Below are 17,282 nucleotides of genomic sequence, written 5' to 3'. Positions count from 1 at the left end.
CTGCCGCAGGCTGCGATCTTGTTGATTGTTAAAAAAAAGGTCAAAAGATCGCAGCCTGCGGCAGCTCCTACATAGGGAAACAATCAAGGATTCACCATGATTCCCAACGAAGACCAAAACCAGATCCGCGACATGGCCCGGCAGTTTGCCGAGGAACGGCTCAAGCCGTTCGCCGCCGAGTGGGATCGCGAACACCGTTTCCCCAAAGAAGCCATCGGCGAAATGGCCGGACTGGGTTTTTTCGGCATGCTCGTGCCGGAACAGTGGGGCGGTTGCGACACCGGTTATCTCGCCTACGCCATGGCCCTGGAAGAAATCGCCGCCGGTGACGGCGCCTGCTCGACGATCATGAGCGTGCACAACTCGGTGGGTTGCGTGCCGATCCTCAAGTTCGGCAACGACGATCAGCGCGAACGTTTCCTCAAACCGCTGGCCAGCGGCGCGATGCTCGGTGCATTTGCCCTGACCGAACCTCAGGCTGGTTCCGATGCCAGCAGCCTGAAAACCCGCGCGCGCCTTGAAGGCGATCACTACGTGCTCAATGGCTGCAAACAGTTCATCACCTCCGGGCAAAACGCCGGGATCGTGATCGTGTTTGCCGTGACCGACCCGAGTGCCGGCAAACGCGGGATCACGGCGCTTATCGTGCCGACCGATTCACCAGGCTACAAAGTCGCCCGCGTCGAAGACAAACTCGGCCAGCACGCTTCGGACACCTGCCAGATTCTCTTCGAAGACGTCAAAGTGCCGGTGGCCAACCGATTGGGCGAGGAGGGCGAAGGTTACAAGATTGCCCTGGCCAACCTTGAAGGCGGCCGCGTCGGCATCGCTTCGCAAGCGGTGGGCATGGCCCGCGCCGCGTTCGAAGCGGCCCGTGACTACGCCCGCGAGCGCGACACCTTTGGCAAGCCGATCATCGAACACCAGGCCGTGGCGTTTCGCTTGGCCGACATGGCCACGCAAATCGCTGTCGCCCGGCAAATGGTGCATTACGCTGCCGCCCTGCGTGACAGCGGCCAGCCAGCGCTGGTCGAAGCCTCGATGGCCAAGCTGTTCGCCTCGGAGATGGCTGAGAAGGTCTGCTCTATGGCGTTGCAAACCCTCGGCGGTTACGGTTACCTCAACGACTTCCCGCTGGAGCGCATCTACCGCGACGTGCGTGTCTGCCAGATCTACGAAGGCACCAGCGACATCCAGCGCATGGTTATTTCGCGCAATCTCTGACAAGGAATCTTGCCCATGACTTACGAAACGATTCTGCTGGAAACCCATGGCCGCGTTGGCCTGATCACCCTGAACCGCCCGCAGGCGCTGAACGCCCTGAACGCGCAACTGGTCCGCGAAGTGAACACCGCGCTCGATAGCCTGGAGGCGGATTCAAACATCGGCTGTATCGTCATCACCGGCTCAAAAAAGGCTTTCGCTGCCGGTGCCGACATCAAGGAAATGGCCGAGCTGACGTATCCGCAGATCTACATGGACGACCTGTTCAGCGACAGCGATCGCGTGGCCAATCGCCGCAAACCGATGATCGCTGCAGTCAACGGTTTCGCTCTCGGTGGCGGCTGTGAACTGGCGTTGATGTGCGACTTCATTCTGGCGGGCGACAACGCCAAGTTCGGCCAGCCGGAGATCAATCTCGGCGTCTTGCCGGGCATGGGCGGCACCCAGCGCCTGACCCGAGCCGTGGGCAAGGCCAAGGCCATGGAAATGTGCCTGAGCGGGCGTTTGATCGATGCGGTGGAAGCCGAGCGCTGCGGCATCGTTGCGCGGATCGTGCCGAGTGATGAACTGCTGGATGAAGCGCTCAAGGTTGCCGCAGTGATCGCCAGCAAATCACTGCCGATTGCAATGATGGTCAAGGAGAGCGTCAACCGCGCGTTTGAGGTCAATCTGACTGAAGGCGTACGCTTCGAGCGCCGGGTGTTCCATGCGGCGTTTGCCACGCAGGATCAGAAGGAAGGCATGGCGGCGTTTGTGGCCAAGCGGCCGCCGGAGTTTAAGGGCAAGTAATGCAGCAGTCTTACTGACGTCATCGCTGGCAAGCCAGCTCCCACATTATCTTCGGTGTACACAACATTTGTGATCGACCGAAAACCTTGTGGGAGCTGGCTTGCCAGCGATGCTTTTGCTGTTAGATCTGGTAGTTCTTCAACTCCCGTGCAATTACCATCCGCTGAATCTCGCTCGACCCTTCATAGATCTGGGTAATCCGCGCATCGCGGTAGTACTTCTCGACCGGATAGTCCTCCAGATACCCATACCCGCCATGAATCTGAATTGCTGACGAACAGACCTTCTCGGCCATTTCCGAGGCAAACAGCTTGGCCTGTGACGCCTCCGACAGACACGGTTTGCCCGCCGTGCGCAGCCGCGCCGCGTGCAGGATCATCAGCCGTGCCGCATTCAATTGCATGTGCATGTCGGCCAGCAGGTTGGCGATGCTCTGGTGCTCGTTGATCGGTTTGCCGAACTGCACCCGGTCTCGCGAATAAGCCAGCGCCGCTTCAAACGCAGCACGGGCGATGCCCAAGGCTTGCGCGGCAATCCCGATGCGTCCGCCCTCAAGGTTGGACAGAGCAATCGCCAGGCCTTTGCCACGTTCGCCGAGCAGGTTGGCCTCGGGAATGCTGCAGTTGTTCAGCGTCACCGCGCAGGTGTCGGAGGCGCGGATTCCCATTTTGTGTTCGGTGCGATCAACGATGAAACCTGGGGTGTCGGTCGGCACCAGAAACGCCGAAATACCTTTCTTGCCCAGATCCGGATCGGTCACGGCAAACACGATTGCCAGTTTCGCCCGTTTGCCGTTGCTGACAAATTGCTTGGCGCCGTTGATTACCCACTGACCGTCGCGCAGTTCGGCGCGGGTGCGCAGATTGTGCGCTTCGGAGCCGGCCTGCGGTTCGGTCAGGCAAAAGCAGCCGATGGTTTGCCCGCTGGCCAGATCGGCCAGCCAGGTTTGTTTCTGTGCTTCGCTGCCATAGTTGAGCACTGGGCCACAGCCGACCGAGTTGTGAATGCTCATGAACGCGCCGGTCGCGCCGTCACCGGCGGAAATCTCTTCTACTGCCAGTGCGTAAGCCACGTAGTCGACATAGGTGCCGCCCCATTCTTCGGGGACGACCATGCCCAGCAGACCCAGTTCGCCCATCTTCGCCACGAGGGCGTCATCGATCCAGCCAGCCTTTTCCCAGGCTTGCGCGTGGGGCGCGATTTCGCCACGGGCAAAGTCCCGGGCCATGTCGCGGATCATTACTTGTTCTTCAGTCAGTTCGAGATCGTGCATGGCTCAGCTCCCGCTCTCATCAAAACCGTGGAAGAAACTCGCGATATGCGCAGCGTCCAGTGCGGCGAGAGTCGGCGGGTTCCAGCGTGGTGACTTGTCTTTGTCGATCAGCAGGGCGCGGACACCTTCGATCAGATCGCCACGGGCGAACCACTGGCGATCCAGGTGCAGCTCCAGAGCGAAGCAATGTTCCAGGCTCAGATGCCGGCCACGACGGAGCATTTCCAGGGTGACGGCCATGGCCAGCGGTGAGCGGGTTTCCAGCAGATCCGCCGTAGTGGTCGCCCATTCATGGCTGTCGGCGACGGTTACCACGCGCAATTGTTCAACCATGCTCGGCACATCCGGCAGGGCGAAGAAGTGGTCGATGGCCGGGCGCAAGGCCTGGAGCGGCGCACCGGGCAGGGTTTGCACGGCGTTTTTGGCCAGCAGACTCTGTAAATCCTTGAGCGGCGTGTCGTGCCATTCCAGGCCATCGAGTTGTTCATCGAGCGTGACGAGTTTGTTGCTGTCGATGTACCAATCGGCGAGGCCGCAATACAGCGCATCGGCCGCTCGAATCTGCACGCCACTGACGCCCAGATAAATCCCCAGCTCACCGGGAATGCGCGGCAGGAAGTAGCTGCCACCGACGTCCGGGAAATAACCGATGGCCACTTCCGGCATCGCCAGACGGCTCTTCTCGGTGACCACCCGCAGATCGGCGCCTTGCACCAGGCCCATGCCGCCGCCGAGGACGAACCCATCCATCAGTGCCAGCACCGGTTTGCGGTAGTGGTGGATCGTCAGGTCGAGGGCGTATTCCTCGACGAAGAATTCTTCGTGCAGCGTGTCGCCGCTTTTATAGCTGTCGTACAGGGAACGAATGTCGCCGCCGGCGCAGAAGGCTTTTTCACCGGCACCGCGCAGCACCACTGCGTGGACATTAGCGTCCGTGGCCCAGGCGTCGAGTTGCTGTTGCAGCAATCGAACCATTTCGAGGGTGATGGCGTTGAGGCCGGCGGGGCGGTTGAGGGTCAGGTGACCAATGTGGTTGCGAACCTCGGCCAGCACTTCGTTTTGCGTGGCATCCATGGACAACGTCCTCGGGGATGAAGCCTGAGCAGTCATCACTAACTCCCTGCTTTTATTGTCTTTATTCGAGAAGCTCGCGCGCGAGCGTTAACGGATCGTAACAGTGCAAATTTGCCGTGTACAACGGGGATATGTGCAGGGGCAGTCTGCGTTTTTGCCCTAAGTCATGGAATGCCACAACAGTGTAGGAGCTGCAGCAGGCTGCGATCTTTTGATCTTCTAAATCAGGATCAAAAGATCGCAGCCTCGTTTCACTCGACAGCTTCTACAGGGGGAGGGTGGTGTCAGGAGAAGACTTCTCCGATGCTACGCCGCTTGGCGTGCAGTTCGCTGGCGTGGATCAGTTGTTCGAGGTCTTCAGGCGTGATGTCGATGAAGGCCCCCATGTCGGCCAATGCGAGTTTCAGGTCTTCAGCAGTGATCGCCTGGCTGTCGACCGGGACAACCACGGGCGCGGGTTCAGCCGGACGTTTCGGATAACGAATGCGTGTCAGGTTGTTGTAGGCGAGGGCACTAAGCAGCATGCACGCCGCGCCGAGCATCACCGGTTCCATGGCTTTCCAGTCCATGGCGATGGTCGCCGGATCGGCCAGCACGAGAGTGAGTGCCAAAGCACCAGCCGGTGGGTGCAGGCAGCGCAACCAGCACATCAGAATCAACGCCATGCCCGCTGCCAGGCAGGCGCTGCCGAGGGTGCGCCCGAGCACATGGGCGACTAATAACGCCACGACACCGGCACACAAATACCCGCCCAGAATCGACCACGGCTGGGCGAGGGCGCCGGAGGACACGGCAAACAGTAACACTGCCGAGGCACCCAAAGGCCCGATCAGGTGATAGGCGACGTCATGGCCAAATACCTGAGCGCACAGCCACACACTGAACAACGTCCCCAACGCCATGCCGATAGCGGCGCGGCTCCATTCGGTGGGGCGGGTGTTGATGGCGGCGGGCAACCAGCGAGCGAGCATGTGAATCGGTCCTTGCAGCAAATTCGGGGCAAAAAAAAGGACTGTCCGACAATCCGGAAAGCCCTCGAAGTGTTCCAACATTGGGGGAGGAACGCGCACAGTGTGCCGATCTATCTCGATGCTGACAAATTCATATTAATGCAGCTTTAGTGCATTATTTCTGAATTGAAGCGACTCGCCGACCACTGACAACACACAAGTAACCGCCCACGGCGGCCAGGGCGCTCAGAGCGTAGAACATGCTCGGCGCCGGTGTGTGCATCAGCAGGAACCCGCACATCACCGGGCTCGCCGCACCTCCAAGCGCCGCCAGATTCTGCGCACCGTAGTAGCTGCCGCGCAGTTCTTCCGGGGCCAGGGTGTCGACGAAGAGGAAATCGGCCGGGTAGATGATCATTTCGCCCAGAGTGAAGATGAACATTGCCACGCACCAGCCAATAAGGCTGTCGGCCAGACTGAACCCGATCAGCCCGACAATGAACAACGCAGTGCCGCCGGCAATCCAGTGACGCAAGTGCTCGCGGCTGAGCAGGCGGCCGACCTGGTATTGCAGCAAAATCACCGTGATTGCATTACAAGCGAGCACGACGGCCATGGTATCGAGGGTCTGTTGCTGGGTGTGGGTCACCAGCAGGTATTGCGACAGGTACAACGTGAAGCGCCCGTGCACCAAGGTGCTGAGCAGACAGCCGAGGGTGAACAGGATCATCGTGCGGTCGTTTTTCAGGATGATCAGGGTCTTCAGAAAGCTTTGCGGCTGACCGACCGGCGCTATCGGCTTGACGTCTCTGGCGGCACCGAGCAGCAGAAAAATGCTGCCAATGGCAATCGCACCCGCCACGATAAACGGCGCCGACGGCTGGATACCGGCAATTACCACGCCGATCATCGGGCCGACGGCGTAACCGATATTGGTCAATGTGTAGTTCAGGGAGAACGCCTTGACCCGTTGGCCAACCGGCAGGTTTTCACTGAGGATCGCCTTGGAGCAGATCAGGAACAGCGCCGACGCCGTCTCGCTGATGATCAGCACCAACGTGACCAGATACAGATTCTGCGCGAAGGTCAGCAGGATCAGGCCGATGCCGCTCGAGAGCATGGTCAGGATCAGCAACTGGCGCTTGTCCAGCTTATCGATGATGTAGCCGCCATACAGCGACAGCAGCGTGGCACTGAACACTGCGATACCCAACAACAGGCCGACGTCTTGCGGGTTGAGGCCGAGTTTGTTGCTGAGGAACAAGGTCAATAACGGGCTGATCAGGGCGCGGCTGATGACGACGGTGAGCGAGCTGATCATCAACCGGCGAATGAGGGGCGAATAGGTGGCCACGAAGAGGTCAATGTCCTTATTTCGGATTCGAGGGCAGGCTCGACATCCTCACCGGGTCTCGCTCAACGGTCAACCTGACAGCGCCTACAAGGGTTTCAGATACAGCAGGATGTAGTCGTTTTTGTCGAAAGGGCCGCTGAGTACCGGTTGCAGGTTTTCCAGCGGAGTACCTTTGAGGGCCAGGAAATCACTGCGGTCCATCATCAGCCACGCCGGCCCCTTGAGTGCTTCCAGCTGCTGCGCGGTTTCGCTGAACTGCGGTTGCAGATCCTGTTCGAGGTTGACCATGAACTTGATCGCCTTCGCGTCCTTGCCCATGCCGTGCAGCACCAGCGGGGCGGGGTTTTGCTGCACCTGGGCAAACGCAGCACGGCTGAAGGTGCGAGTGTCATACAGACGCTGCTCAACGGGTTCAAATACCGCGACATATACCGTCCACAACGCCAACACCGAACACAGCGCCAGCACTTCAGCGCGCCATCGCGGGATCAATATCCGCGACAGCGCCGCCAACTGCAGCACCCCTAACGCAATCAGCACCACGCCGACTTCGGTCAGTTGCTCGGGAAACCGTCGCTGGGCGAATAACAGACCGGCTATCAATAATCCCGGGGTCAGCAGCCACACACCCAGCAGCAAACCGCGCAACCACCTGAACACTTGTCCGTGTATCACCTGAAACGGATACGCCGCGATGATCGCCGCCATGGGCAGCATCGGCAGCAGGTACCGAGCCTTCTTCGCCTGCGGAATCGACAGGCCGACCATCACGATCAGTGCCGCCGCCGCGCAATATTGCACCAGCCGCAAGGCCGGCCCGCGCTGGTGTGGCTTGCTCAACCATGCGGCCGCGAGTGCCAGCAATGCCATGGGATACGCCAGCGCATAGTTACCCAGTGAACTGGTGAAGTAATACAACGAGCCACTGACACCCTCGCTGCCGTCCATGCGTCCCATGAACTGCATGCGAATCACGTCTTGCATAAAGACTGGCCCACCACTGAGTTTGGCTAACCACAACAGCAGGCCCACACACACCACCAGCAACATCGAAGCCAACACACCAAACACAAGCAACCGCGACCACTGCCGATTGAGCAGGTAATAGCTGCACAACATGCCGGTCGGTACCACCAGCCCGATCGGCCCACGAATGCCGAAACCGAGCAGCAACAGAACGAAGATCAGCGGCCAGCGCCCTCCACCGCCAAAGTGATCATGGGCATAACCCAGATAGAACACTGCAAACGCCACGGCAGCGAGCATCAAGTCCTGTGACACCGCGCGCACTTCGGTGACGAAGGCGCCGGTGAGCATCAGCAACGCGATGCTGATCAATGCCCAGCGCCGGGAATAAGGGGTCAGCAGCCGATACATCAACGTCACGATCAACGCACCGGCAATGGCGCTCGGTGCCCACGCGGTGAAAGCGTTGACCGCGCCGAATGGCAACGACAGCAGCCAGACAAACAGTGTCGATACGGCCGAATAGTCGGCATAGGGTTGACCATACGTGGTCGGAAACACCGTCGGCCCGTGGCGCAACATCTCCTGAGCGAAAAGTACAAAGCGTGAATCGAACCCGATCGGGGCCTGCCAGTAGACCTCGGCGACGAACAACAAGAACGCCAGCAGCCCCGCGATCAGGGACTGCCGGCGGATGGCAGGCGACAACGTGATCAAGCGACGTCTGACCTGTGAGGCCATTGTTGCAACGGTATCGGCAATTTGCGCGACTCGCCTCGGCCCATCGGAAAGTACTGGAAGCCGTTGCGCGCCAAACGCTCGGCGTCATACAGGTTGCGACCGTCGAAGATCACCGGGGTGTTGAGGCGTTGCTTGATCAGGTCGAAATCCGGGGCCTTGAACTGCTGCCATTCGGTGCAGATGATCAGCGCGTCGGCGCCGGGCAGTACCGATTCCGGGGTGCCCATCAGCATCAGTTTCGACTCGTCCGGGTAGAGGTTCTGGGTTTCCTGCATGGCTTCGGGGTCGAACGCGCGCACGCTGGCACCGGCGGCCCACAATTCCTCCAGCAGCACCCGGCTCGGCGCGTCGCGCATGTCGTCGGTGTTGGGCTTGAACGCCAGGCCCCACAAGGCAAAGGTCTTGCCGCGCAGTTCGCCTTGGTAGAACGCGTTGATGCGTTCGAAGAGCTTGTGTTTCTGCCGTTGGTTGATCGCTTCGACCGCTTGCAGCAAGTCGCTGGAGCAATGCGCTTCTTCGGCACTGTGGATCAAGGCGCGCATGTCTTTGGGGAAGCACGAGCCGCCATAACCGCAGCCCGGGTAGATAAAGTGGTAGCCGATGCGCGAGTCGGCACCGATGCCTTGACGCACCGACTCAATGTCGGCGCCCAGGTGTTCGGCCAGCTCGGCGATCTGGTTGATGAAGCTGATCTTGGTCGCCAGCATGCAGTTGGCGGCGTATTTGGTCAGCTCGGCACTGCGCAGGTCCATGAACATGATGCGGTCATGGTTGCGGTTGAACGGCGAATACAGGTCGCGCATCACGTCGCGTACCTCATCACCCTCGCAGCCGATGACGATGCGATCCGGACGGCGGCAGTCGGCGACGGCCGAGCCTTCCTTGAGAAACTCCGGGTTGGAGACGATATCGAATTGCAGCAGCCGGCCGACCTTGATCAAAGCCTTTTCGATGTGCGTGCGCAAGGTGTCGCCGGTGCCCACTGGCACGGTGGATTTCTCCACCAGAATCAACGGCTGCTCACGGTGGCGGGCGATGGCGTCACCGACCGAGAGCACGTAACGCAGATCGGCCGAGCCGTCTTCACGGGACGGCGTGCCGACCGCAATGAACGCTACTCGACCGTGCTGCACGGCGAGTTGTTCATCAGTGGTGAATTGCAGGCGTTTCGAATCCAGCCCCTCGCGCACCAGACTGGCCAGCCCCGGTTCGAAGATGCTGACGTGGCCTTGCTTGAGCAGATCGACCTTCTTCTGGTCGACGTCCATGCACACCACGTCATGCCCGACCTCGGCCAACACAGCCGCCTGTACCAAGCCCACATAACCGCTGCCAAATACTGTGATTTTCATGGAGCACTCCTGAGTTCGGGCGCACGAGCCGGACGCGTGTTAATGGTGATGACCCCGAACATGACCAGCGCCACGCCCAGTGATTTAGTGAAACTGAAGGATTCGTTGAACAGCGGCAGGCTCGCCGCCAACAGGTACACCAGCGCATAGCTGATGCTCAGCAGCGAATAGGCACGGCCCAGCGGCAGATCGCGCAGGGCGCCGAGCCAGCAGAGCATCGACAGGGCATAGGCGAAAATCGCGGTGATGACGACGGCCAGTGCGCGCCAGTCGAGGCTGTTCAGCGTCAACCATTGTTCGGGCGCCGGCAGACGCGTCATGCTCCAGCGCATGCCCAGTTGCGCAGCGCTGACCAACATCACGCTGCCGAGGGCGAAAGTGATTCCACGACGCTGGGTCATGATTGTTGCCCCAGCAAAGCCACGCCGCCGATTACCAGCGCCACGCCCAGCCAGTGCTGGCGGTCGATGGGTTCACGGAAGACGACGCGGGCGATCAAGGTGATCAGCACAAAGTTGAGGCTGAGCATCGGATAGGCGATGCCGACTTCCAGACGCTGCAACACCAGCAGCCAGACCAACAGGCCCGAACCGAGGGCGAGCAGCGCCAGCCATAGCCACGGCGTACGCAATTTTTCGGGCCAGGACGACTCGACGCCGCGCCAACTCTCCACGGCGTATTTCTGCGCTATCTGGCCCAGGCAGGTCAGCACGCACGCGGCCAACAGCAGCAACAGGCTCATGACGCCTCCCTAGGGAGAATCATGATCACCAGATTGCCCTGTTCGTATCGGATGCCGTCCTTTGGCAGTCTGTCGATTTCGTCCAGTTCGTCCTGCCCCTTGACGCGCATCACCACGCCGACCGAACCGCTGCGGCGGGCTTCGCGCATCCACTGTTGCACTTGATCGGGATCGACCCGCTGTTGAATGCCGTCAGGATAGGCAAGGCCATATTTCAATTCGCCTATCGTGTTGTATAGCGTGACCTGTGGGCGTTTCAGGCGCCAGGACAGGGCCGAGGCCGCGCCCAGATCGTTACTCAGCAAGTGCGTGGTCTGCGCGAGTTCCGTGACGTGATGGCGAATGAACTGGTCAGGCATCTTGTTGGCGACCACCGATTTGGGTAGTGCTGCCGGGAGTACGCCGACCAGTAGAAGGCTGCCCAGCGCTGGCGCCGCCCCGCATTGCAACGGCAGGAAGGCTTGCATCAGGTTGGCGATGATCCAGCCGATCAGGCCGATGAACAGCAGCACGAGGCTGTGCAGTTCGTGGTCGTACAGCGGCTTTTTCAGTTGCAGATACACCACGGCAATCAGCATCACCAAGCCAAGCAACAAGTTCAGCAGGCCATTGATGCTCAGCGCCCGACCTTGCTCCAGCCGCAAGCGATCGGCCAACGCGTTACCCAGCAACAACGCCATCGGCAACAGGCACGGCAGGATGTAAGTCGGCAGCTTGCCGTTGCTCAGGCTGAAAAACAGCAGCGGCATCAGCAGCCAAAGCAGCAGGAAAACTACTGGCGGCTGAGTGCGGGTCTGCCAGGCTTGCTTGAACGCTGCCGGTAACAGGCCGACCCACGGCAAACTGAACGCCACCAGCAGCGGCAGATAAAACCACCACGGCGCATCGTGCTGGGCATCGTCACCGGCAAACCGGCGGATGTGTTCGTGCCAGAAGAAGAACCGCCAGTAATCCGGTTCCTGGGCATGCACGGCCAACACCCACGGCAGGCTGACGATGATCGCGATGGCAATCGCCACCGGGCCGTACAGCAGCAGTTCACGCCAGCGTTTCTGCCAGAGCATCCACGGCAACGCGATCAGCACCGGCAGCAGCCAGGCGAGAAACCCTTTGGTCATGAACCCCATGCCGCAGGCCAGCCCCAGCACCGCCCAAGCGGCCATGCGCTTGCCGCTGGAGCGGCTGTCGACAGCAAACCACAGCGCCACGAGGCTCAGGTTGACCCAAAAAGTGAATTGCGGATCGAGATTGGCGTAACCGGCCTGACCGGCAACAATCGTGAAACTCATGTAGAGCAGGGCGCAGACGAAGCTTTTGCGCGGCTCGTTCCACAAGCGCCGGGCGATCAGGAAGCACAGCAACACACTCAAACCGCTGCTCAACGCCGAAGCAAAACGTACGCCGAACAGGTTCTGCCCGAACAACTCCTGGCCGAGGGCGATCATCCAGTAACCGGCAATCGGCTTCTCGAAGTAGCGCAGGCTCATGAAATGCGGCGACACCCAGTTGCCGCTTAGCAGCATGTCCTGGCTGATCTGCGCGTAGCGGGTTTCGTCGGGAATCCACAAGCCATGCGTGCCCAGCGGCAGCAAGTAAGCCAGCAAGCAGATGCCCAGCAACAGCAGCGGCAATGTCCAGCGTTTGGTCATGCGTCTTGCACTCCCAGCCAGCCTTCGCGGCCGTCGAGGGCGCCGCGTTGCACGCGACCCACGGGCAAGGTGTTGAAGAACTCGGGTAGCAAGTCGCCCAACGGTTGGAACTGGATGTTGCGCAGGTGAGCCTCGGCCAGCAGTTGACGAAAACCCTCAGCCATCAGAATCCCTTCCACTTCGGCGTGAATGGTGTAGACGTTGAGCTGTCGCGGGAGGAAGTGGTCGAGAATGAATGGGTTGAAGTCCCGCGCCGCGACGATTGGGCCGACAACTTCGTCGAAGGTCGGTATATCCACCGGAATCTGCGGGGTGCCCGGCGTGCCGTCCGCCAGCAACGGCCGAAACAGGCGTGTCCCACGGCAATCGCTGTTGTAGCGAAAGCCAAAGGCCTGCTTGGCTTCAATCACACGCTCGTCCGCCCGCCAACCGGCGGCGGCCGAACACTCGACTTTTGCTCCGAGAATGTCGCTCAAGGTGTCGACGCCCTGACGAATCTGCTCGATCAGTTGCTTGTCGCTCCAGCGCCCGGCATTGGCCTGCCAGCCATGGTGATCCCAGGCATGCAGGCCGACTTCATGACCGGCGTCCCGGGCCTGACGCATCAGGTGCCCGAGTTCGCGGCCAATCGGTTTACCGGGCCACGCAGTGCCGGCCAGCAAAATGTCCCAGCCATACAGGCCGGCTGCATTGGAACGCAGCATCTTCCAGAGGAACTGCGGGCGAATCAGGCGCCACAGATGCCGGCCCATGTTGTCGGGGCCGACACTGAAGAAAAACGTTGCCTTGACCTGCGCTTCATCGAGCATTTCCAGCAGGCGCGGCACACCTTCACGGGTGCCGCGAAAGGTGTCGACGTCGATGCGTAGACCGGCCTGCATTACTTCTTGTCCGCGATTTCGAGCATGGCTTCACGCAGGAAGAAATCCAGCGTATTGCCGATGGTCTCGCGCATTTCCACAGTCGGCGTCCAGTCCAGCAGGCGCTTGGCGTTGGCGATGCTGGGTTTGCGGTGCTCGACGTCCTGGTAACCGGCACCGTAGAACGCCTTGCTTTCGACGTCGCGGAAACCGGCGAATGGCGGGAAGTTGTCGCGCAGCGGGTGCGCCTCGAACTGGCGCAGCAGCTCTTCGCCCAACTGCCGGATGCTTGCTTCGTTGTCCGGGTTGCCGATGTTGATGATCTGACCGTTGCAGACGTCGTTGTCGTTATCGATGATCCGCGCCAGTGCTTCGACGCCGTCGGCGATATCAGTGAAGCAGCGTTTCTGCTCGCCACCGTCGAACAGACGGATCGGTGTGCCTTCCACCAGATTGAGGATCAGTTGCGTGATGGCGCGGGAGCTGCCGATGCGCGCCGAATCCAGACGATCGAGACGCGGGCCCATCCAGTTGAAGGGGCGGAACAGGGTGAAATTCAGGCCCTTGGCGCCGTAGGCCCAGATCACCCGGTCGAGCAACTGCTTGGACACCGAATAGATCCAGCGTTGCTTGTTGATCGGGCCGACGATCAGGTTGGACGTGTCCTCGTCGAAGTTCTTGTCCTGGCACATGCCATAGACTTCCGAGGTCGACGGGAAGATCACGCGCTTGTTGTACTTGACGCAGTAGCGCACCAGCTTCAGGTTTTCTTCGAAGTCGAGTTCGAACACCCGCAGCGGATTACGCGTGTATTCGATCGGCGTGGCGATGGCCACCAGCGGCAGCACCACGTCGCACTTCTTGATGTGGTACTCGATCCACTCGGAGTGAATGCTGATGTCGCCTTCGACGTAGTGGAAGTGCGGATGACTGCGCAGACGGTCGATGGCGTCGGAGCCGATGTCCAGGCCATAGACTTCGTAGCGGTCATCGCGCAGCAGACGCTCGGACAGGTGATTGCCGATAAAGCCGTTGACGCCAAGGATCAGCACGCGAGTACGGCGGGGCGCACGGCCGGATTCGGCACCACGCAGTAACGAGCCGTCGACCAGCCCCAGTTCGTTGGCCAATTGCGGGCCACTGAGAAACAGACCGTTGTCGTTACGCTGACCCGAGAGGATCACCAGCGAATCTTCACCGCAGGCAATGCGCAGCGGATCGACGCTGATCACCCGGCCCGGGGCCTGACCGTCGTTGCCTTTGACGACTTCGGCACTCCAGACGATCAGCTTGTGTTCGCCGACGGCGCAGAACGCACCCGGATACGGTTGGGTGACGGCGCGAATCAGATTGAACAGTTGCTCGGCCGGTTTCGCCCAGAGCAGTTTGCCGTCCGCCGGGGTGCGACGGCCGAATACCGTGGCTTGGGATTCATCCTGCGGGGTTTCGCTGATCCGGCCTTGCAGCATGGCGGGCAGTGCATCACGCAACAGGTCGATAGCGGCGAGGCGAAGTTTGCCGTGCAGGCTCAGCGCGGTGTCGCGGCGCTCGATGGCGACGCGCTGCTGGGCAACGATGGCGCCGGCATCGGCACGTTTAACCATGCGGTGCAGCGTTACGCCGGTTTCGGTTTCACCGTTGACCAGCACCCAGTTCGCTGGGGCGCGGCCACGGTAGCGCGGCAACAACGAGCCGTGCAGGTTGAATGCACCTTTGCTCGCCGTGGCCAGCAACGGCTCACTCAGCAGATTGCGGTAGTAGAAAGAGAACAGGTAGTCAGGGTCGAGTTTGGCGATGCGCTCGATCCACAACGGGTGGTTGACGTCTTCCGGGGCGTGCACGGGAATGCCTTTTTTTGCGCACAGTTGCGCAACCGAGGCGTAGAAAGCGTTTTCTTTTGGGTCATCCGCGTGAGTGAACACGGCAGCAATGTCATAGCCGCTGTCGATCAGGGCTTGAATGCCGGCGCAGCCGATGTCGTGGTAAGCGAAGACAACAGTTTTTGCACTCATGAGAGAACCTGACCGGTAGTAGAAGAAGAGGAGAGACCATCAACGGTGACCGCAGGCGCCGGGGTAACGGCGTGGCTGCGCAATACTTTTTCAATGAAGAAACGCGGGCGGGCACGCACGTCGCTGTACATGCGACCGAGGTATTCGCCGAGCAGCCCCATGCCGATGAACTGGCCACCGGTGAACACGAACAGCACGGCGAACAGTACGAACATGCCGTCACCGGCCCATCCGGAACCGAAGATCAGCCGCATCAGGATCAGCGCGAGGGCAAACAGCAGACCGAGCCCGGCCATGGCAAAACCGACGATGCTCAGTAACCGCAGCGGCGTGGTGGTCATGCAGGTGATCAAGTCAAACATCAGGTTGATCAGGCGCATCGGGCTGTACTTCGAATCACCGTGTTCACGCTCGGCGTGGGCGACGACGATTTCGGTGGTGTGGCGGGCGAAGCTGTTGGCCAGGATCGGGATGAATGTGCTGCGTTCGCGGCAAGCGAGCATCGCGTCGATGATCGTGCGGCGGTAAGCGCGGAGCATGCAGCCGTAGTCGCTCATGGCCACGCCAGTGGAGCGTTGCACGGCGAGGTTGATCAGCTTCGACGGGTAGCGGCGCAGGGCCGAATCCTGACGGTTGCCGCGCACGGTGCCGACGACGTCGTAACCCTTTTCAGCTTCGGCGACCAGTCGCGGGATTTCTTCCGGCGGGTTCTGCAGGTCGGCGTCGAGAGTGATGACCACATCGCCTTTGCACTGCTCGAAACCGGCCATGATCGCCGCGTGCTGGCCGTAGTTGCGGTTGAGGATCACCGCCACGAACGGGCTGTCTTCACGGGTGGCGGCTTCTTCCAGCAGATGGGCGGACTCGTCGCGACTGCCGTCGTCCACCAAAACGATTTCATAGTCGTGACGCAATAACCGGCAGGCCGCTTCAGTACGGCGCAGCAGCTCCGGCAGACTTTCCTGTTCGTTGTAGACCGGGATGACGATCGACACGCAGCGGATCGGGTAAGGTTTCACGGGCGTTTATCCATAAGGGTGGCGATGGCGCCGACGATGCGGTCGAGGTCTTGATCGGTCATGTCGGGGAACAACGGAATTGAGCACAGCCGTGCCGAGTTCCACTCGGTGTTCGGCAGACACAGGTCGGGATCACGCTGGCGATACCAGGTGTGCAGGTGGGTGGCGATGAAGTGGATACCGGTGCCGATGCCCTGATCCTGCAAACCTTTCATAAAGGTTTCGCGATCCATGCCGCAGCGTTCGCTGTCGATGCGCAGGATGAACAGGTGCCAGGCGTGTTGTTGGGCGTAGTCGGGCAAGGCCAATGGCTGCACCGGCAGGCCTTCGAGCTTTTGTAGATAGGCTGTGGCCAGCTCGGTGCGGCGGGCATTGATCGCGTCAAGGCGTTCCAGTTGCACCAGTGCTATCGCGGCGTTGATGTCGGCGAGGTTGTATTTGAAACCCGGCTCCATGACTTGTGCCTGCGGCTTGCGGCCACCGGTCAGGCGGTCATAGGCGTCGACACCAAGGCCATGAAACTTGAGCATGCGCACACGGCTGGCCAGGGCTTCGTCGTCAGTGACGAACATCGCGCCTTCGGCACAGGTCATGTTCTTGATTGCATGGAACGAGAAGATCGCCGTGCCTTGCGAACCCACGTGGCGGCCCTTGTAGCGGGTGCCAGCGGCATGGGCGGCGTCTTCGATTACCGCGATGCCGTGCTTGTCGGCGAGGGCATACAGCGGATCGAGATCGAACGCGGCCCCGGCGTAATGCACCGGGATGATCGCTTTGGTGCGTGGGGTGATGGCCGCTTCGATATGCGCCACGTCCGTCATCAGCGTGTCACGGTCGACGTCGACAAACACCGGTTTGGCGCCGAGCAGCGAGATCATGTTGGCGGTCGACACCCAGGTTTGCGACGGCGTTATGACTTCGTCACCCGGGCCGATGCCCAATGCCAGCAATGCGATATGCATTGCGCCCGTGGCAGAAGATAGTGCGACGGCGTGGCGGCAGCCGACATAGTGGGCGAACTGTTCTTCGAGTGCCTGGCATTTAGCGCCGGTAGTAATCCAGCCAGAACGTAATACTTGTTCGACGGCGGTTATTTCTTCGTCGCCGATACTCGGCCGGGAAAAGGGCAGAAACGCTTGTCTCATAAGAACCTCGAGGCGACAGCCATCCTTCAGCCAGTTGTCTGAAAAACACGTGATTTCAATGGTTTGGAATACCGGCCGGGGAATGCCTGATTGACTTTTGTGCCCACGGACGGCAGGGTTGCAGGCCTTTCG

At 60.5% G+C, this 17,282-nt stretch carries 15 protein-coding genes; 2 read left to right on the top strand and 13 right to left on the bottom strand.

Annotated elements, in window-relative coordinates; translation table 11 throughout:
- The first annotated feature begins 96 nt into the window (after positions 1 to 96).
- Both IAI51_RS23235 and IAI51_RS23230 read left to right on the top strand, forming a co-directional pair.
- Complete coding sequence (locus IAI51_RS23235) at positions 97 to 1,224, top strand: acyl-CoA dehydrogenase (protein ID WP_187680598.1); 1,128 nt, start codon at positions 97 to 99, stop codon at positions 1,222 to 1,224.
- A gap of 15 nt (positions 1,225 to 1,239) precedes the next feature.
- Positions 1,240 to 2,013, top strand: coding sequence for an enoyl-CoA hydratase (locus tag IAI51_RS23230; RefSeq protein ID WP_187680597.1), 774 nt, complete (start codon positions 1,240 to 1,242; stop codon positions 2,011 to 2,013).
- Positions 2,014 to 2,134: 121 nt separating this feature from the next.
- Here the strand turns inward: IAI51_RS23230 and IAI51_RS23225 are convergent, their stop codons facing one another.
- The 13 genes from IAI51_RS23225 to arnB form a co-directional block, all read right to left on the bottom strand.
- Complete coding sequence (locus IAI51_RS23225; protein WP_187680596.1) at positions 2,135 to 3,286, bottom strand: acyl-CoA dehydrogenase family protein; 1,152 nt, start codon at positions 3,284 to 3,286, stop codon at positions 2,135 to 2,137.
- A 3-nt stretch (positions 3,287 to 3,289) separates the two neighbouring features.
- Positions 3,290 to 4,396, bottom strand: coding sequence for an enoyl-CoA hydratase/isomerase family protein (locus tag IAI51_RS23220; RefSeq protein ID WP_187680595.1), 1,107 nt, complete (start codon positions 4,394 to 4,396; stop codon positions 3,290 to 3,292).
- A gap of 248 nt (positions 4,397 to 4,644) precedes the next feature.
- Entirely contained in the window at positions 4,645 to 5,331 is a 687-nt protein-coding gene (locus IAI51_RS23215) for an HPP family protein (protein ID WP_187680594.1), read from the bottom strand.
- 154 nt (positions 5,332 to 5,485) lie between these two features.
- Entirely contained in the window at positions 5,486 to 6,664 is a 1,179-nt protein-coding gene (locus IAI51_RS23210; RefSeq protein WP_187680593.1) for an MFS transporter, read from the bottom strand.
- 84 nt (positions 6,665 to 6,748) lie between these two features.
- Positions 6,749 to 8,371 (bottom strand): ArnT family glycosyltransferase, encoded by a 1,623-nt coding sequence (locus IAI51_RS23205; RefSeq protein ID WP_187680592.1) that lies wholly within the window; start codon positions 8,369 to 8,371, stop codon positions 6,749 to 6,751.
- Complete coding sequence (locus IAI51_RS23200) at positions 8,344 to 9,723, bottom strand: UDP-glucose dehydrogenase family protein (RefSeq protein ID WP_187680591.1); 1,380 nt, start codon at positions 9,721 to 9,723, stop codon at positions 8,344 to 8,346. Before IAI51_RS23200 ends, IAI51_RS23205 begins: the two co-directional genes overlap by 28 nt.
- On the bottom strand, positions 9,720 to 10,124 hold the full coding sequence (gene arnF / locus IAI51_RS23195; RefSeq protein WP_187680590.1) for a 4-amino-4-deoxy-L-arabinose-phosphoundecaprenol flippase subunit ArnF: 405 nt from the start codon (positions 10,122 to 10,124) through the stop codon (positions 9,720 to 9,722). Before arnF ends, IAI51_RS23200 begins: the two co-directional genes overlap by 4 nt.
- A complete protein-coding gene (arnE, locus tag IAI51_RS23190) occupies positions 10,121 to 10,465 on the bottom strand; it encodes a 4-amino-4-deoxy-L-arabinose-phosphoundecaprenol flippase subunit ArnE (protein WP_187680589.1) in 345 nt (114 codons plus the stop codon). The genes arnF and arnE overlap by 4 nt, the downstream gene beginning before the upstream one ends.
- A complete protein-coding gene (gene arnT / locus IAI51_RS23185; RefSeq protein ID WP_187680588.1) occupies positions 10,462 to 12,114 on the bottom strand; it encodes a lipid IV(A) 4-amino-4-deoxy-L-arabinosyltransferase in 1,653 nt (550 codons plus the stop codon). Before arnT ends, arnE begins: the two co-directional genes overlap by 4 nt.
- On the bottom strand, positions 12,111 to 12,995 hold the full coding sequence (arnD, locus tag IAI51_RS23180; protein ID WP_187680587.1) for a 4-deoxy-4-formamido-L-arabinose-phosphoundecaprenol deformylase: 885 nt from the start codon (positions 12,993 to 12,995) through the stop codon (positions 12,111 to 12,113). The genes arnT and arnD overlap by 4 nt, the downstream gene beginning before the upstream one ends.
- Positions 12,995 to 14,986, bottom strand: a complete 1,992-nt coding sequence (arnA, locus tag IAI51_RS23175) for a bifunctional UDP-4-amino-4-deoxy-L-arabinose formyltransferase/UDP-glucuronic acid oxidase ArnA (protein WP_187680586.1) — start codon at positions 14,984 to 14,986, stop codon at positions 12,995 to 12,997. Before arnA ends, arnD begins: the two co-directional genes overlap by 1 nt.
- A complete protein-coding gene (arnC, locus tag IAI51_RS23170; RefSeq protein ID WP_187680585.1) occupies positions 14,983 to 16,005 on the bottom strand; it encodes an undecaprenyl-phosphate 4-deoxy-4-formamido-L-arabinose transferase in 1,023 nt (340 codons plus the stop codon). Before arnC ends, arnA begins: the two co-directional genes overlap by 4 nt.
- Positions 16,002 to 17,150 carry a UDP-4-amino-4-deoxy-L-arabinose aminotransferase gene (gene arnB / locus IAI51_RS23165; protein WP_187680584.1) on the bottom strand — a complete coding sequence of 383 codons (1,149 nt, stop codon included), beginning with the start codon at positions 17,148 to 17,150 and terminating at the stop codon, positions 16,002 to 16,004. The genes arnC and arnB overlap by 4 nt, the downstream gene beginning before the upstream one ends.
- Between the last annotated feature and the right edge of the window lie 132 nt (positions 17,151 to 17,282).

The sequence above is a fragment of the Pseudomonas sp. N40(2020) genome (assembly GCF_014472415.1).
In the GTDB taxonomy this organism is placed as follows: Bacteria; Pseudomonadota; Gammaproteobacteria; order Pseudomonadales; family Pseudomonadaceae; genus Aquipseudomonas.
This window is presented reverse-complemented; position numbering and strand designations above follow the sequence as displayed.